The 24,069-nt window shown below is 56.1% G+C and carries 30 protein-coding genes and 1 pseudogene; 16 read left to right on the plus strand and 15 right to left on the minus strand.

Going from position 1 to position 24,069, the window contains the following annotated elements; translation table 11 throughout:
• Positions 1 to 16 precede the first annotated feature (16 nt).
• From WMO17_RS10480 to fabZ, 6 genes are read left to right on the plus strand one after another with little or no spacing between them, the layout of a single operon-like run.
• The gene (locus WMO17_RS10480; protein WP_120019642.1) at positions 17 to 952 is read left to right on the plus strand and encodes a DUF561 domain-containing protein; all 936 of its coding nucleotides are present in this window, start codon (positions 17 to 19) and stop codon (positions 950 to 952) included.
• Positions 946 to 2,013 (plus strand): NAD(P)H-dependent flavin oxidoreductase, encoded by a 1,068-nt coding sequence (locus tag WMO17_RS10485; RefSeq protein WP_332376677.1) that lies wholly within the window; start codon positions 946 to 948, stop codon positions 2,011 to 2,013. The genes WMO17_RS10480 and WMO17_RS10485 overlap by 7 nt, the downstream gene beginning before the upstream one ends.
• Entirely contained in the window at positions 2,010 to 2,942 is a 933-nt protein-coding gene (gene fabD, locus WMO17_RS10490; RefSeq protein WP_349138031.1) for an ACP S-malonyltransferase, read from the plus strand. Before WMO17_RS10485 ends, fabD begins: the two co-directional genes overlap by 4 nt.
• Complete coding sequence (gene fabG / locus WMO17_RS10495) at positions 2,939 to 3,688, plus strand: 3-oxoacyl-[acyl-carrier-protein] reductase (RefSeq protein ID WP_349138032.1); 750 nt, start codon at positions 2,939 to 2,941, stop codon at positions 3,686 to 3,688. The genes fabD and fabG overlap by 4 nt, the downstream gene beginning before the upstream one ends.
• A gap of 15 nt (positions 3,689 to 3,703) precedes the next feature.
• On the plus strand, positions 3,704 to 4,942 hold the full coding sequence (gene fabF / locus WMO17_RS10500; protein ID WP_097774745.1) for a beta-ketoacyl-ACP synthase II: 1,239 nt from the start codon (positions 3,704 to 3,706) through the stop codon (positions 4,940 to 4,942).
• A gap of 3 nt (positions 4,943 to 4,945) precedes the next feature.
• The gene (gene fabZ, locus WMO17_RS10505) at positions 4,946 to 5,416 is read left to right on the plus strand and encodes a 3-hydroxyacyl-ACP dehydratase FabZ (protein WP_005939736.1); all 471 of its coding nucleotides are present in this window, start codon (positions 4,946 to 4,948) and stop codon (positions 5,414 to 5,416) included.
• A gap of 102 nt (positions 5,417 to 5,518) precedes the next feature.
• On the opposite strand, the gene WMO17_RS10510 is transcribed toward fabZ, so the two are convergent.
• Positions 5,519 to 5,659 carry a hypothetical protein gene (locus tag WMO17_RS10510; protein WP_242959377.1) on the minus strand — a complete coding sequence of 47 codons (141 nt, stop codon included), beginning with the start codon at positions 5,657 to 5,659 and terminating at the stop codon, positions 5,519 to 5,521.
• 2 nt (positions 5,660 to 5,661) lie between these two features.
• Positions 5,662 to 6,171 carry a peptide-methionine (S)-S-oxide reductase gene (locus WMO17_RS10515; RefSeq protein WP_243111972.1) on the minus strand — a complete coding sequence of 170 codons (510 nt, stop codon included), beginning with the start codon at positions 6,169 to 6,171 and terminating at the stop codon, positions 5,662 to 5,664.
• Between the two features lie 437 nt (positions 6,172 to 6,608).
• Here WMO17_RS10515 and WMO17_RS10520 point away from each other — a divergent pair, with 437 nt between their 5' ends.
• The gene (locus WMO17_RS10520) at positions 6,609 to 7,739 is read left to right on the plus strand and encodes a sodium ion-translocating decarboxylase subunit beta (RefSeq protein WP_005939727.1); all 1,131 of its coding nucleotides are present in this window, start codon (positions 6,609 to 6,611) and stop codon (positions 7,737 to 7,739) included.
• Positions 7,740 to 7,752: 13 nt separating this feature from the next.
• Complete coding sequence (locus tag WMO17_RS10525; protein ID WP_097782029.1) at positions 7,753 to 7,881, plus strand: oxaloacetate decarboxylase; 129 nt, start codon at positions 7,753 to 7,755, stop codon at positions 7,879 to 7,881.
• Positions 7,882 to 8,223: 342 nt separating this feature from the next.
• Here the strand turns inward: WMO17_RS10525 and WMO17_RS10530 are convergent, their stop codons facing one another.
• The gene (locus WMO17_RS10530) at positions 8,224 to 8,694 is read right to left on the minus strand and encodes an Hsp20/alpha crystallin family protein (protein ID WP_005939725.1); all 471 of its coding nucleotides are present in this window, start codon (positions 8,692 to 8,694) and stop codon (positions 8,224 to 8,226) included.
• 425 nt (positions 8,695 to 9,119) lie between these two features.
• On the opposite strand from WMO17_RS10530, the gene WMO17_RS10535 reads away from it, so the two are divergent.
• From WMO17_RS10535 to WMO17_RS10545, 3 genes are all read left to right on the plus strand, one after another.
• Positions 9,120 to 9,890 carry a threonine/serine exporter family protein gene (locus WMO17_RS10535; protein ID WP_005939719.1) on the plus strand — a complete coding sequence of 257 codons (771 nt, stop codon included), beginning with the start codon at positions 9,120 to 9,122 and terminating at the stop codon, positions 9,888 to 9,890.
• Positions 9,887 to 10,345: a threonine/serine exporter family protein gene (locus WMO17_RS10540; RefSeq protein WP_005939716.1), complete on the plus strand. Its 459-nt coding sequence runs from the start codon at positions 9,887 to 9,889 to the stop codon at positions 10,343 to 10,345. Before WMO17_RS10535 ends, WMO17_RS10540 begins: the two co-directional genes overlap by 4 nt.
• Positions 10,346 to 10,468: 123 nt before the next feature.
• Complete coding sequence (locus tag WMO17_RS10545) at positions 10,469 to 11,599, plus strand: SLC13 family permease (RefSeq protein WP_005939712.1); 1,131 nt, start codon at positions 10,469 to 10,471, stop codon at positions 11,597 to 11,599.
• Positions 11,600 to 11,686: 87 nt separating this feature from the next.
• Here the strand turns inward: WMO17_RS10545 and WMO17_RS10550 are convergent, their stop codons facing one another.
• The 3 genes from WMO17_RS10550 to WMO17_RS10560 all read right to left on the minus strand — a co-directional run bounded on the left by WMO17_RS10550 (position 11,687) and on the right by WMO17_RS10560 (position 13,587).
• Positions 11,687 to 11,923 (minus strand): hypothetical protein, encoded by a 237-nt coding sequence (locus WMO17_RS10550; protein ID WP_242961855.1) that lies wholly within the window; start codon positions 11,921 to 11,923, stop codon positions 11,687 to 11,689.
• A gap of 22 nt (positions 11,924 to 11,945) precedes the next feature.
• Positions 11,946 to 12,557 carry a class I SAM-dependent methyltransferase gene (locus WMO17_RS10555; protein WP_349138034.1) on the minus strand — a complete coding sequence of 204 codons (612 nt, stop codon included), beginning with the start codon at positions 12,555 to 12,557 and terminating at the stop codon, positions 11,946 to 11,948.
• Positions 12,558 to 12,804: 247 nt separating this feature from the next.
• Positions 12,805 to 13,587, minus strand: a complete 783-nt coding sequence (locus tag WMO17_RS10560) for a ZIP family metal transporter (protein ID WP_154255822.1) — start codon at positions 13,585 to 13,587, stop codon at positions 12,805 to 12,807.
• A 289-nt stretch (positions 13,588 to 13,876) separates the two neighbouring features.
• Between WMO17_RS10560 and WMO17_RS10565 the strand changes: the two genes are divergently transcribed.
• The 4 genes from WMO17_RS10565 to WMO17_RS10580 all read left to right on the plus strand — a co-directional run bounded on the left by WMO17_RS10565 (position 13,877) and on the right by WMO17_RS10580 (position 17,274).
• Positions 13,877 to 14,713, plus strand: coding sequence for a hypothetical protein (locus tag WMO17_RS10565; RefSeq protein ID WP_349138035.1), 837 nt, complete (start codon positions 13,877 to 13,879; stop codon positions 14,711 to 14,713).
• Positions 14,714 to 14,813: 100 nt separating this feature from the next.
• Entirely contained in the window at positions 14,814 to 15,923 is a 1,110-nt protein-coding gene (locus WMO17_RS10570) for an FMN-binding protein (protein WP_349138036.1), read from the plus strand.
• The gene (locus WMO17_RS10575; RefSeq protein ID WP_154255819.1) at positions 15,920 to 16,378 is read left to right on the plus strand and encodes an FMN-binding protein; all 459 of its coding nucleotides are present in this window, start codon (positions 15,920 to 15,922) and stop codon (positions 16,376 to 16,378) included. Before WMO17_RS10570 ends, WMO17_RS10575 begins: the two co-directional genes overlap by 4 nt.
• Entirely contained in the window at positions 16,375 to 17,274 is a 900-nt protein-coding gene (locus tag WMO17_RS10580) for a 4Fe-4S binding protein (RefSeq protein WP_349138037.1), read from the plus strand. Before WMO17_RS10575 ends, WMO17_RS10580 begins: the two co-directional genes overlap by 4 nt.
• Before the next feature lies 1 nt (position 17,275).
• On the opposite strand, the gene WMO17_RS10585 is transcribed toward WMO17_RS10580, so the two are convergent.
• The 7 genes from WMO17_RS10585 to WMO17_RS10615 all read right to left on the minus strand — a co-directional run bounded on the left by WMO17_RS10585 (position 17,276) and on the right by WMO17_RS10615 (position 22,434).
• Positions 17,276 to 17,566 (minus strand): YbaK/EbsC family protein, encoded by a 291-nt coding sequence (locus tag WMO17_RS10585; RefSeq protein ID WP_349138047.1) that lies wholly within the window; start codon positions 17,564 to 17,566, stop codon positions 17,276 to 17,278.
• 18 nt (positions 17,567 to 17,584) lie between these two features.
• Positions 17,585 to 18,343 carry a cyclase family protein gene (locus WMO17_RS10590; protein ID WP_349138038.1) on the minus strand — a complete coding sequence of 253 codons (759 nt, stop codon included), beginning with the start codon at positions 18,341 to 18,343 and terminating at the stop codon, positions 17,585 to 17,587.
• 383 nt (positions 18,344 to 18,726) lie between these two features.
• The gene (locus tag WMO17_RS10595) at positions 18,727 to 19,116 is read right to left on the minus strand and encodes a C-GCAxxG-C-C family protein (RefSeq protein ID WP_154258576.1); all 390 of its coding nucleotides are present in this window, start codon (positions 19,114 to 19,116) and stop codon (positions 18,727 to 18,729) included.
• A gap of 32 nt (positions 19,117 to 19,148) precedes the next feature.
• A complete protein-coding gene (locus WMO17_RS10600; protein WP_337679666.1) occupies positions 19,149 to 19,775 on the minus strand; it encodes an alpha/beta fold hydrolase in 627 nt (208 codons plus the stop codon).
• Between the two features lie 17 nt (positions 19,776 to 19,792).
• On the minus strand, positions 19,793 to 20,563 hold the full coding sequence (locus WMO17_RS10605; protein ID WP_349138039.1) for an EFR1 family ferrodoxin: 771 nt from the start codon (positions 20,561 to 20,563) through the stop codon (positions 19,793 to 19,795).
• A 582-nt stretch (positions 20,564 to 21,145) separates the two neighbouring features.
• Positions 21,146 to 21,355 carry a hypothetical protein gene (locus tag WMO17_RS10610; RefSeq protein WP_097772305.1) on the minus strand — a complete coding sequence of 70 codons (210 nt, stop codon included), beginning with the start codon at positions 21,353 to 21,355 and terminating at the stop codon, positions 21,146 to 21,148.
• A 95-nt stretch (positions 21,356 to 21,450) separates the two neighbouring features.
• Entirely contained in the window at positions 21,451 to 22,434 is a 984-nt protein-coding gene (locus WMO17_RS10615; protein ID WP_349138040.1) for a Gfo/Idh/MocA family protein, read from the minus strand.
• A gap of 193 nt (positions 22,435 to 22,627) precedes the next feature.
• On the opposite strand from WMO17_RS10615, the gene WMO17_RS10620 reads away from it, so the two are divergent.
• Complete coding sequence (locus WMO17_RS10620) at positions 22,628 to 23,281, plus strand: NAD(P)H-hydrate epimerase (protein WP_349138041.1); 654 nt, start codon at positions 22,628 to 22,630, stop codon at positions 23,279 to 23,281.
• A gap of 85 nt (positions 23,282 to 23,366) precedes the next feature.
• Here WMO17_RS10620 and WMO17_RS13215 read toward each other — a convergent pair.
• A pseudogene (locus tag WMO17_RS13215) lies at positions 23,367 to 23,450 on the minus strand (DNA/RNA nuclease SfsA); the annotation flags it as partial.
• Between the two features lie 128 nt (positions 23,451 to 23,578).
• Entirely contained in the window at positions 23,579 to 23,956 is a 378-nt protein-coding gene (locus WMO17_RS10630) for a desulfoferrodoxin family protein (RefSeq protein ID WP_223387934.1), read from the minus strand.
• Positions 23,957 to 24,069 lie beyond the last annotated feature (113 nt).

The following is a 24,069-nucleotide window of genomic DNA, read 5'->3' on the forward strand; positions in this document are numbered from 1 at the left end:
CTGAGAGGGTTTTTCAATGAAACTTTTAAATGAAATTCTAGGCACAAAATACCCCATCATTCAGGGCGGCATGGCCAACATTGCCACTGGCGAGTTTGCCGCCGCCTGCTCCAACGCGGGTGCGCTGGGCATCATTGGTGCGGGCGGCATGAACGCCGACACCCTGCGCCAGAACATCCGCCGCTGCAAAGAGCTGACCGACAAGCCTTTTGGCGTGAACATCATGCTCATGCATCCGCAGGCAGATGAGTTTGCCAAGATCGTGGTGGAAGAGGGCGTGCCCGTTGTGACCACCGGTGCAGGCAACCCGGGCAAATATATCCCCGCGTGGAAAGCGGCAGGCATCAAGGTGATCCCGGTTGTCGCCGCCGCCGTGCTGGCAAAGCATCTGGAGCCGCTGGGCATCGATGCTGTCATTGCTGAGGGCACCGAGAGCGGCGGCCATGTGGGCGAAATGGCTACCATGGCGCTGGTGCCGCAGGTGGTGGATGCCGTAAATGTACCCGTCATTGCAGCTGGCGGCATCGCCGATGGCCGTCAGCTGGCAGCAGCTCTGGCTCTGGGCGCCTGCGGCGTGCAGGTAGGCACCTGCCTGCTGGTGAGCGAGGAGTGCCCCATCCATGAAAACTACAAAGCCGCCCTGCTCAAGGCCAAGGACAGCGATACCATTGTGACCGGCCGAAGCGTGGGTGCGCCGGTGCGAGTGCTGAAAAACCGCATGAGCCGCGAATATGTCCGGCAGGAAAACGCCGGTGCCGACAAGATGGAGCTGGAAAAGTACACCCTTGGCAGCCTGCGCCGCGCCGTGTTTGAGGGCGACACCACCACTGGCAGCCTGATGGCCGGTCAGGTGGCAGGCATGCTGCACGAGGTGCGCCCGGTGGCGGATATTCTTGCAGACCTGTGGAACGGCGGGAGGCAGCGCATTGCCGCGCTGAGCACCGAATGCTGACCCTCGGCAGAAAGACCCTGTCTGTGCCCATCCTACAGGGCGGCATGGGTGTGGGCGTTTCCCTCGGCGGGCTGGCCGGTGCTGTTGCAGCCTGCGGCGGTATGGGGTGCATCTCCACCGCCGATGCAGGCTACCGTGAGCCGGACTTTGCCCGCGACCCGGCAAGTGCCAACCACCGTGCACTGACCGCCGAGATTCGGAAGGCAAAGGAGATCGCAAAGGGCGCGGGCATGGTAGCCATCAACGCCATGGTGGCAACGCAGGATTATGCGGCCGCGATCCGCACCGCTGTGGAAGCGGGCGTGGACGCGGTGGTGTCCGGCGCGGGCCTGCCGTTGGAGCTGCCCGGCATCGTGGGCACAACGGATGTTGCCATCGCTCCCATCGTTTCCAGCGGAAGAGCCGCAAAGCTCATCCTGCGTCGCTGGGCCAAAGAGTTTGGCCGCACCGCTGATTTTGTGGTGATCGAAGGCTGCAAGGCAGGCGGACACCTCGGCTTTGCCGAAGATGACCTGCTGGCAGGCAAATGCCAGACCCTCGATGACATCCTGCCCGAGGTGCTGGCCGAGGTAAAGCCCTTTGAAGCACAGTTTGGCCACAGCATCCCCGTGTTTGTGGCAGGCGGCGTGTACACCGGTGCCGATATGGCCCACTTTACCGCAATGGGCGCTGCAGGCGTACAGCTTGCTACCCGCTTTATCACCACCTACGAGTGCGACGCATCCCAGGGCTACAAGGACGTTCTGCTGAACGCCCGGCCCGAGGATGTACGGATCATCCACAGCCCGGTGGGAATGCCGGGCCGTGCACTGAACACCCCACTGGTGCAGGCGCTGGCAGAGGGGACCCGCTTCCCTCCCCGGCACTGTGCCCGCTGCCTGAAGACCTGCGACCCCGCCAAGGTGCCCTACTGCATCACCCACGCGCTCATCGAAGCCGTAAAGGGCAATGTGGAGGAGGGCCTGTTCTTCTGCGGGGCCAACGTGGGCAGGCTGGACCGGATGCGCACGGTACAGGAGCTGATGGATGAACTTGTGACCGAATGGAGGCAAAATCAATGAAGCTTGCCGTTTTATATGCCGGTCAGGGGGCACAGCACCCCGGCATGGGCAAAGAATTTTACGAAGGCTCTCCCGCGTTCCGGGCGGCATTTGACAGTGCAGAACTGGACTTCGATCTGCACCGCGTCTGCTTTGAGGACCCGGATGGCCTTTTGAATCAGACCGAATACACCCAGCCCTGCATGGTGGCCTTTGCCTGCGGCGTGACCGCAGTGCTGGCCCAGCAGGGCGTGAAACCCGCTTATGTGGCCGGGCTTTCGCTGGGCGAATACTCCGCGCTGGAAGCTGCCGGGGTGTTCACCGCAAAGCAGGCCATCGAGCTGGCCGCTTACCGCGGCAAAGCCATGGCCGAAGCTGCAAAGGGCATCGACTGCGGCATGACCGCCGTGCTGAACCTTGACCGGCAGGCACTTGCAGCCTGCTGTGAACAGGCTGCAGAGCTCGGCTGTGTGCAGATCTGCAACTACAACTGCCCGGGTCAGCTGGTCATCGGCGGCGAGAAAGCCGCTGTGGACAAAGCCGCCGCACTGGCCAAAGAAGCCGGTGCCCGCCGCTGCATCCCGCTCAAGGTGAGCGGCCCGTTCCACACCCGCCTCATGGCCCCCGCCGGGGATGCACTGGCAAAGCGTTTTTCGTCTGAGCCCTTTGGCGAGATGCAGGTGCCGGTGCTGTTCAACTGCCTTGGCCGTGAAAAAGCTGAGCAGGACAGCATCCCGGCGCTGCTCGTGAAGCAGGTGCAGAGCAGCGTTTACATGGAAGATACGCTCCACCGCCTCGGTGAGCTGGGCGTAGACCATATTCTGGAAGTCGGCCCGGGCAGTGCTCTGGCTGGCTTTGTGAAAAAGACCCTGCCCGGCGTGGTCTGCGCTTCGGTGGAGACCCCGGAGCAGCTGAACGCCGCACTGACAGCATGGAAGGAAGAGCTATGAGCGAAGAAACGATCATCCGCACCGCCGTTGTTACTGGCGGAAGCCGGGGCATTGGCCGGGCTGTGTGCATCCAGCTGGCAAAGCAGGGCTGCAATGTTGTGGTGAATTACTGCCACGGCGAAGCTGCAGCTGCCGAGACGGTGGCTCTGTGCAAGGCCGAAAACGCAGATGCCGTGGCTGTGCAGGCCGATGTTTCCACTGCCGAGGGCTGCAAAGCGCTCTTTGAACAGGCGATGAACGCCTTTGGCCGGGTGGATATCCTTGTGAACAACGCGGGCATTACCCGCGATAATCTGATCCTGCGCATGAGCGAAGAGGACTTCGATGCAGTGCTGAACGCAAACCTCAAGGGTGCGTTCCTCTGCTGCAAGGAGGCCGCCCGCCGCATGGTGCGCCAGCGCTGGGGCCGCATCGTGAACCTTTCCAGTGTGGTGGCCCTGCGGGGCAACGCCGGCCAGACCAATTACGCCGCCAGCAAGGCGGGCCTGATCGGCCTGACCAAAAGCCTTGCCCGCGAGCTGGCAAGCCGCAATGTGACCGTGAATGCAGTCGCGCCGGGCTTTATCGAGACCGACATGACCGCCGCCCTGCCGGAAGCCGTCCGTGCCGAAATGGCAAAGGGCATCCCCGCAGGCCGCGCAGGAAAGCCGGAGGATGTGGCAAATGCAGTGGCATTTTTTGCCGCAGAACAAAGCAGCTATCTCACCGGGCAGGTGCTCTGTGCAGACGGCGGCATGGCAATGTAAAAGGAGAAAACTCTCATGGAAAAACGCAGAGTCGTGATCACCGGCCTTGGCACCGTGAACCCGCTGGGCAACAACACCGCCGACAGCTGGGCCGCTGCCAAAGCAGGCAAATGCGGCATCGGCCCCATTACCCAGTTCGATACCACCGATTTTAAATGTAAGCTGGCAGGCGAGGTGAAGGGCTTTGACCCGGAAACCATCGTGGACAAAAAGGAAGCCCGCAAGATGGCCCGCTTTACCGTTCTGGCCCTTGCTGCCGCCGCTGAAGCGGTTGCAGACAGCGGTCTGGACACCGAAGCGGAAGCCAAACAGATCGGCGTCATCCTTTCCAGCGGCATCGGCGGTCTGCCCACTATTGAGGAGCAGCACACCCGCGGTGAAGAAAAGGGCATGGAAAAGGTAAGTCCCTATTTTGTGCCCATGTCCATTGCCAACATGGCGGCGGCACAGGTGGCCATCCGCTTTGGCCTGAAGGGCATGTGCACCTGCCCGGTGACGGCCTGCGCCGGCGGCACCAATGCCGTAGGCGACGCCTTCCACCGCATCCGTGACGGCTACGAGACCGCCATGGTCTGCGGCGGTGCAGAGAGCTGCATCAGCCCTCTGGGCATCGGCGGCTTTACCAGCATGAAAGCGCTTTCCACCGCGACCGACCCGGATGCAGCCAGCCTGCCCTTTGACGCACGGCGCGGCGGCTTCGTGATGGGCGAAGGCAGCGGCGTGCTGGTGCTGGAAGAGCTGGAGCATGCCCGTGCCCGCGGTGCGCACATCTACGCCGAGGTGGTGGGCTACGGTGCCAACTGCGATGCCTACCACTTCACCGCCCCCGCCCCCGGCGGCGCAGGTGCCATCGACTGCATGGCGCTGACGCTGGCGGATGCAGGCATCGCACCGGAGCAGGTGGACCACATCAACGCCCACGGCACCGGCACCCACATGAACGATGCCTGCGAGACCGCCGCCATCCATGCGGTGTTCGGCGAACACGCAAAGCAGCTGACTGTGGTGAGCACCAAGAGCATGACCGGCCATCTGCTGGGCGGTGCGGGCGGCATTGAAGCCGTATTTACGGCGCTGGCCCTGCATGACCAGTTTGCGCCGCCCACCATCCACTATGAGCAGCCCGATCCCGAATGTGATCTGGACTATGTGCCGAACACTGGCCGTGCGCAAGCCATGACCTACGCACTGAGCAACAGTCTGGGCTTTGGCGGGCACAACGCCTGCATCGCCCTGCGCAGATGGGAGGGCTGACCCATGGCAGAACCCCGCACCGTGCGTGCAGACGCAAACGCCCTGAACAGCGAGGAGATCGCGGCGCTTCTGCCGCACCGCTATCCCTTTGCCCTTGTGGACCGCATTCTGGACTATGAGCCGGGCCAGTGGGCCATCGGCCGCAAGTGCGTGAGCCGCAATGAGGAATTTTTCTGCGGACATTTTCCCGGCCAGCCGGTGATGCCGGGAGTGCTCATTCTGGAAGCACTGGCCCAGACCGGTGCCGTTGCGGCGCTCAGCCTGCCGGAGAACAAGGGCAAACTGGCCCTCTTCGGCGGCATCAAGAATGCCCGCTTCCGCAAACAGGTCACCCCCGGCGATGTGCTCACCCTGCACTGTGAACTGGTAGAGCAGCACGGCCCGGTGGGCGTGGGCAAAGCCTCGGCGTGGGTGGACGGCAAGTGCGCCGCCACCGCCGAGCTGACCTTTGTGCTGACCGACCCCAACGCCTAAAAACACCCCTGTGAGTTTAAAAAAGCTCACAGGGGTGTTTTCCGTTATTTTACCATTGAGAAGCCGCTTCGCTCTCTCAGCCAAGCGCCACATCCAGAACCATCAGTGGTGCCCCACCAGATAGGCCACCCGGTCGATCTGCGCCGCCGTCATGCCGGTATCCGCCAGAAATTCCCGCACCAGCGGAGCACTCTCCTGCTCCTGATACTTTCCATTGGTGTTACTGCAATGGTAGGATCGCATATTTACTGATTTCTGTATCTGTTCAGGACAGCATCCGGGATATGGCAGTAACTGCAGTCTTCAGGGTGCCGTTCCAGATGGTGCTGATGCTCCTCAGCGCTCCGGACATAATTTGTCAGCGGCAGCACTTCCAGCATGATCTTGTCCCGGTCCTCCCGGCCGTTTATAAAAGCTCTTGCTTCTTCCAGATGTCTGGGATCTGTACTGTACAGCCCTGTCCGGTACTTTTTTCCAACGTCCACGCCCTGTTTGTTCAGGCTGTAGGGGTCGATGATCTCAAACAGGTGTGCCATCAGTTCTGAAATGCTTGTGTTTTTCTCATCATAGACCACTTTTACGCATTCTGCATATCCATCGTATGGGCCATCCAGAGAACTCGTTGTTCCGTTGGCTCTGCCGGCTTCAGTCATCTGTACACCAGGCACTGTGTCAAAAAAATGCTGTACGCCCCAAAGGCATCCGCCTGCGATATAGACCGTTTCCATCTTGATTTTCCCCTTCCTGTTGATCATATATCAGTTTTGCTCCTATTCTACCACGCTTTCCCACTGTCGGAAAGATGTCGGAAAACAAAAATGGCCCCGGAGGGCTTATCGCAGCTCTCCGGGGCCGCCTTGTGCAGAGTGATTTTCTCTCGATGGGCTTCCAGAAATGCTTTGCTGTAATCAGCTTGCGTGAACCACAGCGGAAGAACCCTCATAAGATACAGAAAAGATTTCTGTATTTTTCTTGACAGTTTTCCCATATTCTGTTTTAATACATCTGATAAAAGGGAGTAAAGGGCAGTGTTCCGGCTTATTCTTCGGGAGACTGCTGCATGGCAGCGTCATCACGGCAGAAATGCCCGATGTCATGTGTTCGCTTGAGACTTTTGTCACAGACAAGGTGCTGTGGCAGGAGTCTCTTTTTCTTGTCACCGTACCGGAGCACAATAGGAGGCAAGAAAACTATGAACTTTCTGAACACATTCGCAAGTCTGTTTTCCAATTTTGGAAACCTGACTTGGCAGATGGTGGTGATGTGGGGCATTGGTGCATTGCTCATCTACCTTGCCATCGCCAAAAAAATGGAGCCGAGCCTGCTTTTACCCATGGGCTTTGGTGCCATTCTGGTCAATCTGCCGCTGTCCGGTGCCATCACGCAGGGCGATACCGTAGGCCCCATTTCTGCCCTGTTTGAAGCAGGCATGTCCAACGAGCTGTTTCCCCTGCTGCTTTTCATCGGCATTGGTGCTATGATCGACTTTGGCCCCCTGCTGGAAAAACCGTGGCTCATGCTCTTTGGTGCCGCAGCGCAGTTTGGTATTTTCTTCACCCTGTTTCTGGCAGGCTTCTTCTTTGATTTGAAGGATGCTGCTTCCATCGCTGTCATTGGTGCAGCGGACGGTCCCACCGCCATTTTTGTAGCTAACACCCTCAACTCCCAGTACCTTGGTGCCATCATGGTGGCAGCGTACAGTTACATGGCTCTGGTGCCCATCGTGCAGCCGCCAGTCATTAAACTGCTGACTACCCAGAAGGACCGCCGCATCCGGATGCCCTATGAAAAGGGCAATGTCAGCCAGCTGACGAAGATTCTGTTCCCCATTGTTGTAACCATCATTGCCGGTATGGTAGCTCCTGCCAGCGTAGCTCTAGTTGGTTTTCTGATGTTCGGCAACCTGCTGCGGGAGTGCGGCGTACTGAACGCCCTCAGCGAAACCGCGCAGAATGTGCTGGCAAACCTCATCACCATCGTGCTGGGCCTGACCGTGGCCGGACAGATGACTGCTGACAAGTTTGTCCGGCCCGATACTCTGCTCATCCTTGCACTGGGTCTGGTAGCCTTCGTTTTTGATACCGCAGGCGGCGTGCTGTTTGCAAAGCTGCTGAACCTGTTCCTGCCCGAAGGCAAAAAACTGAACCCGATGATCGGTGCAGCCGGCATCTCCGCCTTCCCCATGAGCGGCCGTGTGGTCAACAAGATGGGATTGGAAGAAGATAACCAGAATTTCCTGCTGATGTACTCCATCAGCGTCAACGTTTCGGGGCAGATCGCATCCGTCATTGCAGGCGGCCTGATTCTGACCCTGATGGCTTAACGGAGGTACACTTATGCTTCATCTTTCTTCGTGGATGACCACCCTGCCCATGATGCTCATCGGCATGGTCGGCATTCTTCTCGTCATTGGTGTTATTGTCCTGGCTGTGATGCTGCTCAACCGGCTGACAAGTCGGAAATAATTCATCCCATCAAGTAGAAACGAATTTACGGCGAAATATCGCTATAAATATGATGCACAGGCCTTCTAAAACTGTGATTTTGTGACAACTTGGTGTCACTTCAATAAAGAACCCGCTTTCACTTCAATTTGATGTTGAAAACGGGTTCTTTTCGCTTTTATGCGTGTTTGACGGCGGTTTCAAAAAGATTGACTGCTGCGTCCTCTTGTGTGTCGGTGTTGTGGGTACCACGCTTTTTCACTTCCGAAAAGATGTCAGAATACAAAAACCCCCGAAGAGCTTTTTACGGTTCTCCGGGGGTTGGTTCTATGCGCCGGTGTTCCTCACACCGATGCACAAACATTATTCGATTTCAATGAGATTGGGATTCGCAGGCAGAGCCTTCTGCTGCTGCGGTGCGGGCAGTACGATGTGCAGGATGCCATCCTCGAACTTTGCGTGGATGTCCTCCTTCTTCACGGCATCACCCACATAGAAGCTGCGGGCACAGGTACCGGAGAAGGTCTCACGGCGCAGATAACGGCCATTGTTGTCCTTCTCGTCATTGGAGTGGTTGCGGACGGCCTGAATGGTCAGGTAGCCGTCACTCAGCTCCATCTGAACGTCTTCCTTCTTGCAGCCGGGCAGGTCAACAGCCACATCATAGTTGCCATCGGCGGTCTGCTTCACATCGGTTTTCATCATGTTTGCGCCGCGCTTGCCGAAGGTCTCACGCTCTTCACGATTCATTGCACGCTCCAGCGCACCGTCGTTCCAGAACGGATCAAAGAAATCATCGAACAGATTTTCATGGAAAACAGCAGGCATAAACATAAAACAACCCTCCAATCCCGGCGTTCGGGTCGGGCATAAAATCAAGATCGTGCATCAGAAGCGGAGTCTTCCCGGGAGCCTTGCGGTTCCCTCATGCCCCTTTCTCCTGAGCACGCCACTGTTATAACACTGTTTATTAGCAGTGTCAATAGCAGAGTGCTAAAATTCACAAAAGAATAATACTTTTATAATATTTCATGCAATTCTCGGCAAAATCGTTTGCACTGGATTCAATTTTTTCTTCTCCAATCGTAGTCTTTCGCTGTGACAGAACGGATGCAAGCCGTTTTTTCAGAACCAGGCGATCCATTGCCCGCGTAAACAATGCAGTTATCAAAAAGTCTCTCTGTCCTTGCAGCGTCTTGCGTTCTGCCGGTCCACCCGCTATAATAATGTAGAAACCGAGATGAAAAGAGCGTGATATTGTGGAAGAGACCGAGATCAGTCATTTTCTCCACATTCTGGTCCGAATGGGCGAAGCTTTACAAAACAGCGGCGCAGAAGTATTCCGCGTTGAGGACACTTTGAACCGGATCGCAATCGCCTATGGGGCAGAAGATGTGAATGTATTCGTGATCACATCCAGCATCGTGGTCACGCTTACCATGCCCTCGCTGCCGCCGCAGACCGAGACCCGCCGCCTGCGTCACGCTGCCAGCAATGACCTGCTGACATTGGAAAAGCTCAATGCGCTCAGCCGCCGTATCTGCACAGCGCCTCCTTCCATAGAAGAGTTTCAGCGCCAGCTGAATGCCATTCTGGCACAGCATCCGGACCCAAGACTGCATCTTGCCGGCAGTGTGTTGGCTGCTTCCAGTTTTGCCATCTTCTTTGGTGGAAATCTCTGGGACGGCCTGCTGGCCGGCGGCATTGCCGTTCTGATTTGCTGGATGGAGCGCTATCTCTCGCCTTTTTGTATGAATGGCGTAGAATTTCAGTTTATAGCATCATTTCTCAGCGGTGTCTCCACTCTGCTGCTCTGCCGCTTTGGGATGCAGTTTCATGCCGATAAAGTTCTGATTGGTATCATCATGCTGCTGATTCCCGGCATCATGCTGACAAATTCCATCCGGGACATCTTACTTGGGGACATTATTTCCGGCTCTCTTCGACTGGTGGAAGCCATTCTGATGGCCGCCACCCTTGCACTCGGCATGATGGCCGCCATCTGGTTGATGGGAGGAATTTCCGCATGATACAGGTTTTTTCGCAGTTGCTCAGTGCTGCCCTTGGTTCGGTCGGTTTCGGACTGATCTTCAATCTGAACCGGCGCTACTTACCCGCCGCCGGTGTAGGCGGACTTCTGGCATGGCTGGCTTATCTTCTTGCCGCCAACACCCTGCACAGCGTCTTTCTTGCCAATCTGTTGGCCGGTTTCTGTGCCGCTCTGTATGCCGAAATTCTTGCCCGATGCTGCAATGCACCCTCTACGCCTTTCTTCATCACCGCTGCCATTCCCCTCATTCCCGGAAGCACCCTCTACTACTGCATGAACGCAGTCGTCTCCAATGATTTGTCTGCTGCAGAGCATTTCGGAGAGCAGACCTTTCTGGCCGCTCTTGGAATTGCCGGCGGTATGGCAATCGCATGGTGTCTGGCCGATTTGAGCCGGAAGCTGCACGCACTTGCAATCCGTTCTTCGGGAAAGTAGCGATCTTCCACATTGAAGAATGCCGCTGATGATCGGGTCGTTTGAGCTGCTGCTCTGAAATACGAAGAAAGGCCGTCCGGCACCGCAGCAGGGCTGCCTTTACAATTACAAGGATGTGTCTCTATGAAACTCAAACAATTCATTCAGCAGGAAACGGTCCTCACCGCAGCCGCTGTGCTGGCCGTTGTCTCCGCCTTTTTTGTTCTGCCGGATGCGCAGTATCTCGGCTACATCGACCTGCGCACGCTGGCGATTTTATTTTCCCTGATGACGGTCATGGCCGGGCTGCGGCGGCAGGGCTTTTTTGATGGACTGGGCCGGGCATTGCTGTCCCGTACCCACAGCACCTTTCAGCTGACGCTGGTACTGGTCGGGCTGTGCTTTTTCGGAAGCATGTTCATCACCAACGATGTTTCCCTGCTGACCTTCGTCCCCTTTACGTTCGTGGTCCTGAGCCGTCTGGGAGCGGATGTCCGCCGCTCCCTTCTGATCCCGGTGGTCTGTATGCAGACCATTGCGGCAAACCTTGGCAGTATGCTGACCCCCATCGGCAACCCGCAGAACCTCTATCTTTACGGAAAAAGCGGCATGAGCATCGGGGGATTTGTTCTTCTTATGCTGCCCTACACTCTGGTCTCTCTGCTCCTGCTGCTGGCTTGGGCAGCGCTGGTCTGCCGGAAAGCCTCTGACGCCCTTTCCGTGGACGAGCTTGTTTCTTCTTCTGCATCTCAGGGAGATCAGAAGATCATCCTGCTGTATCTGGTTCTGTTTGCCGTCTGCCTGCTGTCCGTGATCCGGGTACTGCCCTATGGCATTGCCTTTGCCGCTGTACTCGTCTGCGTTCTTTTTGCAGACCCGCACACCTTACGGGCAGTGGACTATTCCCTGCTTCTGACCTTTGTGGCTTTTTTCATCTTCATTGGCAATCTGGGGCGCATTCCGGCCTTTTCCGGCTGGCTGCAGGAGTTTCTGACCGGCCGGGAAGTTCTTGTGGCGGTTCTTGCTTCGCAGGTCACCAGTAATGTTCCCGCCGCCCTGCTGCTGTCCGGGTTCACGGCAGAGACACAAGCCCTTATCATCGGCACCAATCTCGGAGGTCTTGGCACTTTGATCGCATCCATGGCCAGTCTTATTTCCTACCGGCAGATCGCACGGGAGCTGCCACAGGGGAAGAAGCGGTATTTTGGGCTGTTCACCCTGTCCAACCTGATTTTTCTTGCGATCCTGCTGGGTGTGTGGTTTTTGCTCCGCTGAGTGTGGCAGATGACTTATGGTTTTTCTATAAAGCTAAAAAAGGGAGTTCCGTCACGGACGAAGGTCCGGGCAGAACTCCCTTTGGTTTTATCGTATGGTCAGAATGCCGGTGCCCACCGGCACCTCCAGCAGCTTGCCGGAAAAATGCTCCGGGATACCGGACAGTGCCTTTTCCAGATAGGCATCGTTTTCCACCTTGTTCATGTCCCACACCAGACGGCACACTGCTTTCCCGCTCAGGGTGGAACAGGTGATCATACTGTCATAAAAATTATTGCCGCCTGTCAGCCGGTAGGCACTGCGGATTGCTTCTTTTCGTTCCATGCTCCGTCCTCCTTACACTCTTTCACCGCTTTTGCGCCGTAACGCACAGCCAGCCCTTTTTATTTTTGTGGCTTTGGATCTGACAAAATCCTGCTTTTTCCAAATACTCTTTCAATGCAGTATCCGTATAGATGGCCATGCCATCGATGATCTGCGTCCATTTGTCGTCTTTTGTCGTTTCGCCGTTTGCTTCGTTACAGATGAAAAAGATTCCGCCGGGCTTCAGCACTCGATAAACCTCTCTGAAATTCTGTGCAAGCTCCGGCCAGAAGTAGACCGTTTCAAAGGCGGTCACCACATCAAACTGCTCCGCTTCAAACGGCAGCTCTGTCACGCTTGCCTGTTGCACGGTACACCGTCCTGCTGCAATGGCTCTGGCATTGACTTTTCGCGCTTTTTCCACGCTGACGGCTGAGTAGTCGATGCCCTGCACCTTGCCGTTGGGGCACAGTTTCAACAGCGTTTTAATGTTCGCTCCACCGCCGCAGCCGCAGTCCAGCACCATGGCATCCGGGGCAGGCTGTAAAAAGCGCAGCCCCCATTCTGCCATTGCGCTGTGTCCAAAGTTCATCATAGCAACCATGATCTTCCCGCCAAGGCCTATGGGCTTTCGGGTATTTTCAAAAAAAGACATAACGCCACCCTCTTTCTGTTTACCGTTCACAATGCAATACTTTTTACCAGATACGCCCACTGCACCGGATGACAGGCCAGCAATTCCTCGTGCTGCAAGTTAGACAATGCTAACTTTTCATCCTATAAAAAGCCGCTTCTCAGCGGTCCTTCTGCCAAAATAATACGCCCTGCCGTCTCCTCTGTCAAGGAGTTTAGGTATTTTCGGAGATTCCGAAAGAGATTTCGCTTTCGGGAACCCCCAACCGTCACCCCAGTGCTACGTCCAGCACCATCATCACGCTGAAGCCCACCGCAAAAAATACCGTGCCAACGTTGGAGTGCTGCCCCTGCGACATTTCCGGGATCAGTTCCTCCACCACAACATACAGCATGGCTCCGGCAGCAAAGCTGAGCAGATAGGGCAAAGCAGGCACCACGATGCCTGCCGCCAGAATCGTCAACACTGCCCCGATGGGCTCTACGATGCCGGACAGTACGCCGCCCCAGAACGCCCGGCCTTTTTTCATTCCTTCCGCCCGCAGTGGCATGGAGATGATAGCACCCTCCGGGAAGTTCTGGATGGCAATGCCAAGGGAAAGTGCCAGCGCCCCGGCGGCGGTGATCTGAGCCGTTCCGGCAAGGTATCCGGCATAGACTACGCCCACTGCCATACCCTCCGGGATGTTGTGCAGCGTCACCGCCAGAACCATCATAGTGGTGCGCTGGAGCTGGCTTTTTGGCCCTTCGGCCTGCAAGCTGTTCTGGTGCAGATGTGGGATGAGATGGTCCAGCAGCAGCAAAAACAGGATGCCCAGCCAAAAGCCTGCTGCCGCCGGGAAAAACGCCAACTTGCCCAGATCTGCAGCCTGTTCCATGGCCGGAATCAGCAAGCTCCACACCGATGCCGCCACCATCACTCCGGCGGCAAAGCCGGTCAACGCCCGCTGGATGTCGTCGCTCAGGGACTTTTTTAAAAAGAACACACAGCCTGCCCCAAGGCTTGTACCTAGAAAGGGAATCAGGATCCCCCAGAATGCGTCTTGTATCATGTAGTACCTCCTTGCGGTTATTCATGGCTAACTCCGCAAAAAGTATACTGCGCTCCGGCAAAAAGGTCAAGGGCTTTGCGGTATAGAGGATGCAGATCGTTTCCTGCATCGAAAATTCACCTCTGCAAACTTTCCGGTTTCTACTTGACAACGCCCGGTGGGAGTGCTATTTTTACATCGAAAATTTGTTTTGCCTAACCATCTGAGGGGTTTTTCCCCCTGTATTTTTTGCGCCAATTGTTAGGCAGAGCTAACTATCTTTTCAAAACTGAGATAGAGGTGTGTTACCATGAGATTGAAAAAAGTATTTGCAGGTGCACTTGCGGCCGCTATGCTGGTATGCGCTGTGGCAGTCCCGGCTTTCGCTGCGGAAGAGGTGGAACAGGAAAACTGCCTGACCTCCAGCTATGTCCAGATGAACATCCCCTACGCCGACTTCTACAAGGCTGCCGGCGTGGACAACGCATCTGAGATTGACGCTGTGACCAGCGCCACCAGGAACAAGACCCGTGCGGGCAACCTTGCCGCCGGTTCCTACCACGTCAACGCGGACGGCTCCGACATCACCGGCGTTTCCTTCCCGGTCAAGGTGCTGACCCCGTGGGCGCTGAAGAATGCAAAGCAGGTCACCGATGCCGACAGCTACGACATTACCGTTACCCTAAAGGGCAAGGAATCCACCACCACCTACACCGGCGCAGATGCCTTGTTTGAGAACGAGAGCTACGCTTACTACAAGCTCAGTGAGACCCCTGCCTACTACATCACCGCATGGTATAACCTGCTGAGCGGCAAGTGGGAGTTTGGCAAGGTCCACGCCACCGAGACCACCGTAGAGGGCACCACTGTGGAGCTGAATACCAACGGTCACCATGCCACCTACGAGATGAAAATCTCCGGTTTTGATCTGGACTACAAGGCCAACAAGGTCTACGGCGTAGTTCTGACCACCGCCGATGGCAGTGAGTACGGCCTGCATCATGTGACCAACATCTGGCATGGTACCAAGCTGGGCTTCAACGCCGATGATCCTTACTTTGCATCCATCATCGGCAAGACGATTACTCAGATCACCTTCTACGCCGCCGACGGCGTGTATGTCCTGCCGGTCAATGTGGCGCTGTGAATACACGGGAAACTGCCTAATTTATTGTAAAATATAACACAAAACGGCAAGGTCGCTTGGCATCAGGCGGCCTTGCTTTTCCGTGTCAGGAGGAGTTGGAATGAACAAAAAACGATGCCATACACTGCTGCCGCTGGTGCAACTGCTCCCGACGGTGGCGGCAGCGGCAGCTGTACTTTTTGCCCTGCCCCGCACCGTTCCGGTGCTGGCCGCCGTGCCGGAAAAGCTGACAACCGTGGTGGAGCAGCCTGTGGAAGCCGTTTCCTCCGAAGCGGAGGAAGAAACCCTGCCCAAGCTGCCCTATGCCGACGGCGTTTACGTCGGCTCTTCCCGGGGCTACGGCGGTGCCGTCCGAGTACAGGTCACCATGGAAAACGGCAGCATCACGGAGGTGGAGATCTTGGACGCACCCCACGAGACCAAGCAGTTTCTGCGGCGTGCCAAGCGGCTTTTGACCACCGTGGTGGAGACTCAGAGCTGGGAGGTGGATGCCGTTTCCGAGGCCACCTACACCAGCCGGGGCATTCTGGGCGCAGTGCAGAACGCCCTGACCGGCGAGGTAGTCAACAATCCCCTGCCGCCCCAGCCCAAGCCCGCTGCAACGCTTGTGGTGGAGGAATTTACGGCTCCCTCCATCTACTTGGACGGCATCTACACTGCCGAAGCCACGGGCTTTGAGGGGCAGATCACAGTGCAGGTCACGGTGGCAGAGGATAAAATTACCGATATCACGATCCTGAGCGCCGAGGACGAGGAGGAATATCTCTCCCGGGCAAAACAGGTCATCCCCGCCATTCTGGAGGGACAAAGCCCCAACGTGGATGCTGTTTCCGGCGCGACCTACTCTTCCACCGGCATCCTGAACGCGGTCAAGCTGGCGCTGGCAAAGGCGGCTGTTGCCCTGGCAGAGAAAACCGCTCCGGAGCAGACTGCATCGGAAGAGACGGCAGAGGAAACCGCACCGTCTGAAGCAGCAGAGCCCGGGGAAACGCCGGTCACCGCGCCCACCGTGGAGGTGGTGCAGCCGGAGGAAAAGAGCGCCGTTCCCGTGTGGCTCAAGGAAGTATGGCAGCAGCTTTTCTATGCAGATGCACCGGCATCCTCTGAACCGGAACCGGCATCTTCTGAGGAAGTGCTGCCGACATCCGAGCCGGCACTGCCGCCGGAAGAGACCGGGATTGAATCTGAAACGGAAGGAGCAGCAGAATGAAATACAAAAATTTTCTCCTCCGGGCGGTGAACCTGCTGCTAATTTTGGGGGTACTGTGGCAATACCAGCAGGTGGCGCTGATCCGGGCGGCAGCGGTAAGCCAGCGCAAGCAGGAAATTGCCGAAGTTGAAGCCTACAATGCTTCCGTTTTGCAGGCGCAGAGCGCAGCACAGGCAGAGCAGAGCGGCTACCGGGACGGCATCTATGAGGGCAGCGCCTATGGTTTTGGCGATGTCATTCAGGTGTCGGTGACTATCCAGAACGGAAAAATGACCGATATTGCGGTGCTGGATGCTTCCGGCGAGGATAAGCCCTACTATAAGCAGGCGCTGCCTTTGCTGGACGAGATGCTGGCAGTGCAGTCTGCTGAGGTGGATACCGTTTCCGGCGCTACCCTCACGGCAGAAGGACTTATCGGTGCGGTAGAGAACGCACTGGGAAAGGCGGCAGGATGATGGAAAAAACACAGGCAAAGCCTTTAACAGCGGCGCAGCAGCGTCAGCGGGACAAAAAGCGCCGTACATGGCTGCGCACCGGGGTGCAGTTGTTCTTCTTTGTGTCCATGCCGGGCGCATTCGTGGCCGGGTTTTCCGGGGTAAAACAGATCTTTCTGCACATTGGTGCAGGCGAGGTGCTCTCTGTGGACAGCTTCACACTTTCCCTGCTGGGGCTGTGCGGCTTCACCCTGCTTTTCGACCGTTTTTTCTGTGGGTACGCCTGCGCCTTCGGCAGCTTGGGCGATGCCGTCTGGGCGCTTTCCGGGCTTATTCAAAAAAAGCTGTTCCACCGCAAAAAGCAGCTCCGTCTGCCGGAGCGGGCGGTGCTTTTGGGGCAGAAGGTCAAATATCTGCTGCTGGCATGGCTGGTAGCACTGTATGTGACCCGGCAGGAAAAGATGCTGACCGGCGCAAGCCCGTGGGAGGTGTTTTCCCGCTTGACGGCTCTGCATCTGCCGCCGGAGGGCTTTGGTGTGGGCATCGGGCTGCTTGTGCTCATTTTGCTGGGTATGGCGGTGCAGCCCCGGTTCTTCTGTCAGTTCCTCTGCCCCATGGGAGCGGTGTTTGCCCTGCTGCCGGTGCTGCCATTTGCGCGGCTGCACCGGCAGAGCGACGGCTGCATCCCGGGCTGCAATGCCTGTAAACAGCAGTGCCCGGTGTACCTGAAGCTGGAGGAAACCAGCCTGCGCAGCGGGGAATGCATCGCCTGTGAAGCCTGCGTTGGCACCTGCCCCAAGCAGAACATCCACCGGTGGGATACCACCTTGTGCAAGCGTCTATGGCTGCCGGTGCTGGGTAAAGCGCTGCTCTTCTTCCTGCTGGGCTGCTGGCTAGGCTTTTGCCGATTCATCTGAACTAAAAAAGGAGGCTGCTGCGCAGGCTGATGCCAAGGGTGGAAAGGTTATGCAGCATGGCGCTGGTGGCAGGGGGCAGGATGCCCAGAGCCCCCAGAAGGATGAGGGCCGAGTTGAAGCTGAGCACCGGCTTTTCGCCCTGCAAAACCGACAGCGTTTTGGCGATGCTGGCAGGCTCTACGCCCAGTGCGTGAGCTGCCTCCGCCACGGTTGCCGAGGACTCGCTCAGCACAATGACATGGTCTCCCAAGCCTTTTTCTTCTAGGTCTGCTTTTGCTTTTTCAAAGGACATTTTCCCACTTCTCCGCTCTTATTCGGTAATAGCCCAGACCCGTGCGGGCAGACCAGTTGCACCTTCAATGCGGGGATAAGAAACGATGACCACCGCACCGGCAGGCTGAACTTTATCCAGATTTGCAAGCACCTCCACCTGCAGCTTGTCGTTGTCCAGAACATAGCGCTCGCAGGCAAGGTCACCCTTTTCCTCCGCCACCGCAGAGGAATCGGTATCCAGCGTTTCGTGGCCGTTGGCGGCGGCATTGCGCACCTTGTAGATATACTCCAATGCTTCCAGCGACCAGCCGGGAGCATTTTCTTTGCCCTCTGCGTCGATGCCGGACAGCGCATCCATATCCGGCCACTTCTTGTACCAGTCGCTGCGCAGAGCCACCAGCGCACCATCCGGGATGGGACCGTACTTTGCCTCATAGGCTTTGATGTCCTCCACCGTCACAGTGTAGCGAGGGTCTTTCTTGGCCTGCTCAGAAATATCAATGACCACCAGCGGGAAAATCAGGTCGTTCACATCATACTTTTCGGACAGCGCTTTGCCCTTGATGAAGTGACCCGGGAAGTCGATATGGGTACCGAACTGTCCGGGGAATTTGAAGGTCTGGATCAGGCATTCCAGTTCCGGCTTGCCCCAGTCCCACACGGTCTTTGCCAGCTCCACAGAGCCTTCCGGGATGCCGGACCAGTAGGGGCTTTCGTTGTTCAGCGAGTGAGAAAGTTCCACCCAGCGATATTTTTTAGCGTTCTTCAGTGCGTTCCACAGTTTATAATCAGCCATTGTCGGTTCTCCTTTTATTGTGACGATGTATGTTCGGGCACTTCTCCCAGACAACGGCATCTTCCTGTTTTTTCTCAGTCTGTCTGCCGGGAATTTGTCTGGGAGCAGCGCATTCGCCCGGGTAGTCTGTGCCGGGCATCTGCTGTATGTTTCATCCGTCTGTGCTCCCTTCCTTGTGTTGGGGATAGTATAAACCCATTTTCGCACCATGTCAATAGGTTTATTCTTTCAAAGACTTCCCGGGCAAACGACAGGTCAGCAAACCGTTCGCCCTTGCAATAACGTTTCGTCATCCCCTTTCCCTTTTATCGCAGCTCTTCCAGCAGGGCGGTGCACCCCTCCAGCACATCCTGCCATGGCAAACAGACAAGATCTTCTTCATCTTACTCTCCCAGCACCTCGCCCAGTGCCAGAACAGCGTTGCGGACGCACTCCGGGCACGGGCACAGCGGTGCGCCGTTCTCTATCCCCTTCAGATCCTTGCAGATGGTAGCACCGCACTTTTCCTGAAAGTTTTGCAGCAGTTCCTTAGAAATGCGGGGTGTGCGCTTGCCGTCGGTGACGATGCCCGCCACCATCACAGCGCCGATCAGTGCGCCGCAGGTGCTCTCCATGCAGCCCATGCCGGCGGCATAGCCTGCGCCCAGCTTCATCAGGGTGTCGGCATCCACCGGCAGCTTGTCCTCAAATGCCTTCAGCACCGCCTGTGCACAGTTGCACTGTCCAGTAGCTTTCCATGCGGCAGCCTGTGCTGCCCGTTCTTCGATGTTCATTTTAAAGTCCTCTTTCTTTGATGAATCGTAGTTTATTCGACATTATCATAAAATTCCTGTAACACTGTTGCCAATTCCTCCGGAGATTCTATGTTTGCTTCATGACCTGCTTTCAGAAGTTCATGGAAGTGGGAATCGCTCAAATAACTGGCAAGTTCCTTTGAGGCTTTTTTGTTTGCGTTGTCCTTTTCCCCACAAACGATCAATGCCGGACAGGACACCTTACATAATGAATCCCTGAAATCCAATTCCGTCATCGTACCGCACAAGCTAATCACATCTGCTTTCTTGAATCCAAATTGCTTGAACATTGTATTCGGCATAAAGCGAAACAGCATATTCTGGAACTTCAATAGCTTTTCAGGCATTTTATATTGTGCTGCAATTAGCACCAGTGCCTTTACTTTATTCGGATGGTCTATCGCATAATTAAGTGCCAGAACAGCACCCAAGGAAAGCCCGCACAAGACGATTTCATCATGTTCCTTATCACACTCTCCTGAGAATGCAGCATACAACTCCTTATAGGTGGCCGCTTTTCCTTCCAGCATCTCTGCCAAGCTCAAGCTGGCGCTTCTATCCGAGACCTTCGTTTCTTTTATTACTCTGTCCCAACTGTCTGGTTTTTGTCCCAACCCATGTAAGTACAAAAACTTCATCTAATTTCCGCTCTCCTTCACACGTCCTGCTGCTTCCTTTCCAGTGCTTCAAAGTGATACCGGGGCTTGCCTTTGCTCTTTTTGCCGTACTCGATGGCTTCTTTAGGGCAGTGGCAGATGCAGGCCATGCAATGGGTGCAGTTTTTGCCCCAGACCGGTTTGCCGTTTTCCAGACGGATGTTGTTCAAGGGGCACAGCTCCACGCACTTACCGCAGCCGATGCAGGCATCCGTTGCCCGGAAGGCATCCGCTTTTACAAAAAAGCGATAGAACACCGGGTTTACCGGGCCGCTCATAAGGCGGTCGTAGAGGGTCTCTCTCGGCGGAGGAAATTCCTGCCCGGCCTTGAGCTGCGCCAGCACCTTCTGAAGCGCAGGCTCTGCCTGCTCCACGATGCTCCGTGCCTGCTCCTTTTGAGGTGCATTGAACATGGCAATATAGTTTTCCGGCATGATGATCTGGGCTGTGCCCATATACTGCAGCTGCTTTTGCGCTGCAAGCTGCCGGTTATAGCCTGCCGCATTGCCAATTTCGCTGCCGCAATCCATCACAAACCAGATACGCTCTGCCCTGGTCAGCGCGGTCTTGCCCAGCCACTCCGACACCACCCGGGGGATACGCCATGCGTAGGTAGGCGTGACCAGCACCACGTCACGCCCGGTCTGCACCGGGGCGGTATTCCCTGCCTTGATGCAGGCGTTCAGGTCGTAAAGCGGCATCTCCAACCCTTCGGCAATGCGCCGCGCCAGATACCGGCTGTTGCCGGTTCCCGTAAAATAAAGTACCATGGCTGCTCCCTCATTTTGTGTTTTTCAGTTACCTGTCTGCCCGGAAAACTGGAACTTGTCGGGGCGAGGCCCCTCCATCTTGCTGCCGCAAGACCGTTCGGTCGCTTAAAAGCCCCACTGGGGCTTTCATTGTTCCACTTTGCTCCACAAACGCGAACTTGTCGGGGCGAGGCCCCTCCATCTTGCTACGCAAGACTGTTCTGTCACTTAAAAGCCCCACTGGGGCTTTCATTGTTCCGCTTCGCTCCACAAACGCGAACTTGTCGGGGCGAGGCCCCTCCATCTTGCTGCCGCAAGACCGTTCGGTCGCTTAAAAGCCCCACTGGGGCTTTCATTGTTCTGCTTCGCTCCACAAACGCGAATTGTTTACTTCTTCGTCTTAGGCGCAATAAGCAACATGACTGTCACAAGAATATATAAACCATACAGTAACCAAGTAATGGTATTGTTCCAAGGAAAACTCATTTCTGGATGGTTCAATGCAAACACTATAAATGCAATAGCTATAATCAGCATTATTAAACCGAGAATCCTTGATATACGCTTTTTCATGCAAAGCACTTCCTTGTCAAACTGGAATTGTTAATCTTGAACTGGTCCTATAATGCCAAATGCTATTGCATCAATAAAAAGCACGAACGCTATCACACAAACAATTAAAATAGTTGCAATGACTTTAATAACAAGTTGTTGATTTTGTCTTAAATTACTCTTACTAACAATCCTTAAGACAAAAATCAAAGCAACGAGGATGATAAAAGAAATAATATTATAAAGAACCACTGTTTTCATCTATGTGTCCTTCTTTTTTATATCAATTCCGAGTTGCCGCTCTCCGTATGCCATAGTCTCCGCACGTAAAAAGCCCTTTGCGGCAAGGTGTGTGCTTACACCTCACCCGCAAACTTCATGCCCCAGCTCATGCGGGTGTCGTACATCAGGCGGGTCAAGGCAAGGCTGTCCTGCGGGGTGTAGCGGTCGCTGCCGGTGCGCCCCAGTTTGACGCAGCGGCTTGCTTCCCGGATCTCATACTCAAAGCCGTTGATGTCCACCGGGCAGCGGATGACCTCCGGCTCTTTGCCCTCCACTTCCAGCGTCATGGTCTCGGCGTGCTGGAAATCCGGCAGGAAAATACTGCCCTTGGTACCCACGATACGGGCATTGCGCTCCAGCTCCTGCCCGATGGTCTGGACAGACTCCGCCTTGCAGCCGCCGGGGTAGGTCAGCGCAAGGCGGCTGTAATCGTCGGTGCCGTACTCGTTGATGTGGACCTCTTTGGTCTCCACCTTCTCCGGGTCCTGTCCGGTGAGGATGCGCAGAAAGCCCAGATTGTAGATGCCGATATCCAGCAGCGCACCGCCGCCCAGACCGGAATCAAACTTGCGGTCCTTCCGGGCACCGGAGGCAACAAAGCCGTACTGACAGGTGATCTGCTTCAGCTCCCCGATGGTGCCAGCAGTAAGGATCTCGCGCAGGCGGTCGTACAGCGGCAGCAGCCAGATCCAGAACGCCTCCATGAGAAAGCGGTGCTTTTCCTCCGCCAGACGGTACAGCTGTTGCGCCTGCTCCGGGCTGATGGTAAAGGGCTTTTCGCACAAAACGTGCTTGCCCTGCTCCAGACAGAGCTTGCAGTTTTCGTAGTGCAGGGTGTTGGGGGTGGCGATATAGATGGCCTCCACCTCCGGGTCGGCGGCAAGGGCTTCGTAGGAGTCATAGCAGCGGGGAATGCCGTACTGCTGCGCAAACGCCTGTGCGCTTTCCAGATGCCGTGAGCCCACGGCAACAAGCTGCTCCCCTTCTGCGCCCATCTGTTCCACCGTAGACGCAAACTTTTTGGCAATGGTGCCGGTCGCTAAAATTCCCCACTTCATAACGGTACCTCCCATTTTATGGCTTTGGGTCCAGTATACCATGATTTTCCCTTGTGGAAAAGCTTCCGAAAAACAAAAATGCCCCCGGAGGGCTTGTTCCAACTCTCCGGGGACAGATTCTATGCACCGTTATCCTTCATCTTGTTCCAAACATTCTCATCCATTATAATAGAGATAGAAAGAAGGTGCCAACATGAAACATCGCATTGTGACGGCTGTGCAGATGAAGGAAATTGAACGAGCCGGGAATGCCCACGGTCTGCCCTACCTGCAAATGATGGAAAACGCCGGGCTGGCGGCTTACGCCGAACTGCAAAAGCAGTTTCCACATCCCGGCAGGCTGCTGGTGGTCTGCGGAAAGGGCAACAACGGCGGCGATGGGTTCGTGATCACCCGCGCCGCCGCAAAAGATGGTTGGAATGTGACCGTTCTTCTGGCCGAGGGCGAGCCGAAAACCGCTGACGCCATCCGCAACTTTGAGCGTCTGCACTCCCTGCCATTGCACATCTGCGCCGACGGTTCCGTGCTGGAAACCCAGCGCTTTGATGCTGCTGTGGATGCCCTCTACGGCACCGGGTTCCATGGTGAGCTGCGGCCTTCCGGCCTTGCTGCCTGCGGGCTGATGCGCCGTCTGCACAAGAGCGGTGCCTTTGTGCTGGCCGTAGACCTGCCCAGCGGCATCAATACGGATACCGGCGAGGTTGCCGAAGGTGCTGCCCATGCGGACTTGACCGTAACCTTCGACAGCTATAAGCCTTTGCATATGGCAGAAGCTTCTGCGCCGCTGTGCGGAAAGATCGTCTGTGCCGACATTGGCATCCGGGATGAATGGCACCCGGAATTTTGACGAGGGCTTGCCGCTGCGGAAAAGCACCTGCGCACAAAAGAGCCGCCGCACCGGGCAGCAGCAGTTCCTTGCACCGCCCGGTGTTTTTGACATGGACGGTTTCCACCGTGCCGTTCACATCTACATGGGCAATAAAACGGTTGGGACGGTCAAGAAAAATGCCGTCCACGATCTCTCTGTATTTCAATGTTTACCCTATTTTCATTTTTGTCTGATACGCCTGCGCCAGAACCATTGACTGCACGCCAAAACAGGCTCCTGCAAGCGTTTAACCACTGGCAGGAGCCCGTTCATTTCTTAAAGTTTCGTCATCCACAGACCATGCAGGTTGCAGTAGGCGTAGACCGCCACCGGCTTTTCGCCGCCCAGCTCAAACACCGCCTTGGGTGCCTGACCGGGGACGAGGTAGCGGAGCTGTCCGCCGTTTTCGGTCTCCACAAAGAGCCACTGGATGTGGTGCACATCCACCATGGGGTGCTCCACCGCACCCACCGTAACCGTGAGGGTGCTGCCGGAACGCTCTGCCACCGGCAGATGCTTTTCGCCGCTGGCTTCCACCGTGTTGGGGAGCAGTTCCTTCATCTTTTCGCCGCAGCAGACCAGCGGAACGCCTGCGTTGTGGATGGTGGTGACCAGGTTGCCACAGTGCTCACAGATATAAAACTTTGCCTTCATATTAAAATCCTCCATCGGAATGTTGTTGGTGTTTCCTGTGACTATATGATAACATTTCCTAGTTAAATTTTCTGTGACCGGGTCACGCAAGCAGTCCAGTGCTGTGGAAATGC

It is taken from the genome of Faecalibacterium faecis, from assembly GCF_040096475.1.
In the GTDB taxonomy this organism is placed as follows: domain Bacteria; phylum Bacillota; class Clostridia; order Oscillospirales; family Ruminococcaceae; genus Faecalibacterium; species Faecalibacterium taiwanense.

Coding starts and splice junctions, on each gene's coding strand:
- WMO17_RS10480 (WP_120019642.1), top strand. CDS start 17: ATGAAACTTTTAAATGAAATTCTAGGCACAAAATACCCCATCATTCAG.
- WMO17_RS10485 (WP_332376677.1), top strand. CDS start 946: ATGCTGACCCTCGGCAGAAAGACCCTGTCTGTGCCCATCCTACAGGGC.
- fabD (WP_349138031.1), top strand. CDS start 2,010: ATGAAGCTTGCCGTTTTATATGCCGGTCAGGGGGCACAGCACCCCGGC.
- fabG (WP_349138032.1), top strand. CDS start 2,939: ATGAGCGAAGAAACGATCATCCGCACCGCCGTTGTTACTGGCGGAAGC.
- fabF (WP_097774745.1), top strand. CDS start 3,704: ATGGAAAAACGCAGAGTCGTGATCACCGGCCTTGGCACCGTGAACCCG.
- fabZ (WP_005939736.1), top strand. CDS start 4,946: ATGGCAGAACCCCGCACCGTGCGTGCAGACGCAAACGCCCTGAACAGC.
- WMO17_RS10510 (WP_242959377.1), bottom strand. CDS start 5,659: ATGCGATCCTACCATTGCAGTAACACCAATGGAAAGTATCAGGAGCAG.
- WMO17_RS10515 (WP_243111972.1), bottom strand. CDS start 6,171: ATGATCAACAGGAAGGGGAAAATCAAGATGGAAACGGTCTATATCGCA.
- WMO17_RS10520 (WP_005939727.1), top strand. CDS start 6,609: ATGAACTTTCTGAACACATTCGCAAGTCTGTTTTCCAATTTTGGAAAC.
- WMO17_RS10525 (WP_097782029.1), top strand. CDS start 7,753: ATGCTTCATCTTTCTTCGTGGATGACCACCCTGCCCATGATGCTCATC.
- WMO17_RS10530 (WP_005939725.1), bottom strand. CDS start 8,694: ATGTTTATGCCTGCTGTTTTCCATGAAAATCTGTTCGATGATTTCTTT.
- WMO17_RS10540 (WP_005939716.1), top strand. CDS start 9,887: ATGATACAGGTTTTTTCGCAGTTGCTCAGTGCTGCCCTTGGTTCGGTC.
- WMO17_RS10545 (WP_005939712.1), top strand. CDS start 10,469: ATGAAACTCAAACAATTCATTCAGCAGGAAACGGTCCTCACCGCAGCC.
- WMO17_RS10550 (WP_242961855.1), bottom strand. CDS start 11,923: ATGGAACGAAAAGAAGCAATCCGCAGTGCCTACCGGCTGACAGGCGGC.
- WMO17_RS10555 (WP_349138034.1), bottom strand. CDS start 12,557: ATGTCTTTTTTTGAAAATACCCGAAAGCCCATAGGCCTTGGCGGGAAG.
- WMO17_RS10560 (WP_154255822.1), bottom strand. CDS start 13,587: ATGATACAAGACGCATTCTGGGGGATCCTGATTCCCTTTCTAGGTACA.
- WMO17_RS10565 (WP_349138035.1), top strand. CDS start 13,877: ATGAGATTGAAAAAAGTATTTGCAGGTGCACTTGCGGCCGCTATGCTG.
- WMO17_RS10570 (WP_349138036.1), top strand. CDS start 14,814: ATGAACAAAAAACGATGCCATACACTGCTGCCGCTGGTGCAACTGCTC.
- WMO17_RS10575 (WP_154255819.1), top strand. CDS start 15,920: ATGAAATACAAAAATTTTCTCCTCCGGGCGGTGAACCTGCTGCTAATT.
- WMO17_RS10580 (WP_349138037.1), top strand. CDS start 16,375: ATGATGGAAAAAACACAGGCAAAGCCTTTAACAGCGGCGCAGCAGCGT.
- WMO17_RS10585 (WP_349138047.1), bottom strand. CDS start 17,566: ATGTCCTTTGAAAAAGCAAAAGCAGACCTAGAAGAAAAAGGCTTGGGA.
- WMO17_RS10590 (WP_349138038.1), bottom strand. CDS start 18,343: ATGGCTGATTATAAACTGTGGAACGCACTGAAGAACGCTAAAAAATAT.
- WMO17_RS10595 (WP_154258576.1), bottom strand. CDS start 19,116: ATGAACATCGAAGAACGGGCAGCACAGGCTGCCGCATGGAAAGCTACT.
- WMO17_RS10600 (WP_337679666.1), bottom strand. CDS start 19,775: ATGAAGTTTTTGTACTTACATGGGTTGGGACAAAAACCAGACAGTTGG.
- WMO17_RS10605 (WP_349138039.1), bottom strand. CDS start 20,563: ATGGTACTTTATTTTACGGGAACCGGCAACAGCCGGTATCTGGCGCGG.
- WMO17_RS10610 (WP_097772305.1), bottom strand. CDS start 21,355: ATGAAAACAGTGGTTCTTTATAATATTATTTCTTTTATCATCCTCGTT.
- WMO17_RS10615 (WP_349138040.1), bottom strand. CDS start 22,434: ATGAAGTGGGGAATTTTAGCGACCGGCACCATTGCCAAAAAGTTTGCG.
- WMO17_RS10620 (WP_349138041.1), top strand. CDS start 22,628: ATGAAACATCGCATTGTGACGGCTGTGCAGATGAAGGAAATTGAACGA.
- WMO17_RS10630 (WP_223387934.1), bottom strand. CDS start 23,956: ATGAAGGCAAAGTTTTATATCTGTGAGCACTGTGGCAACCTGGTCACC.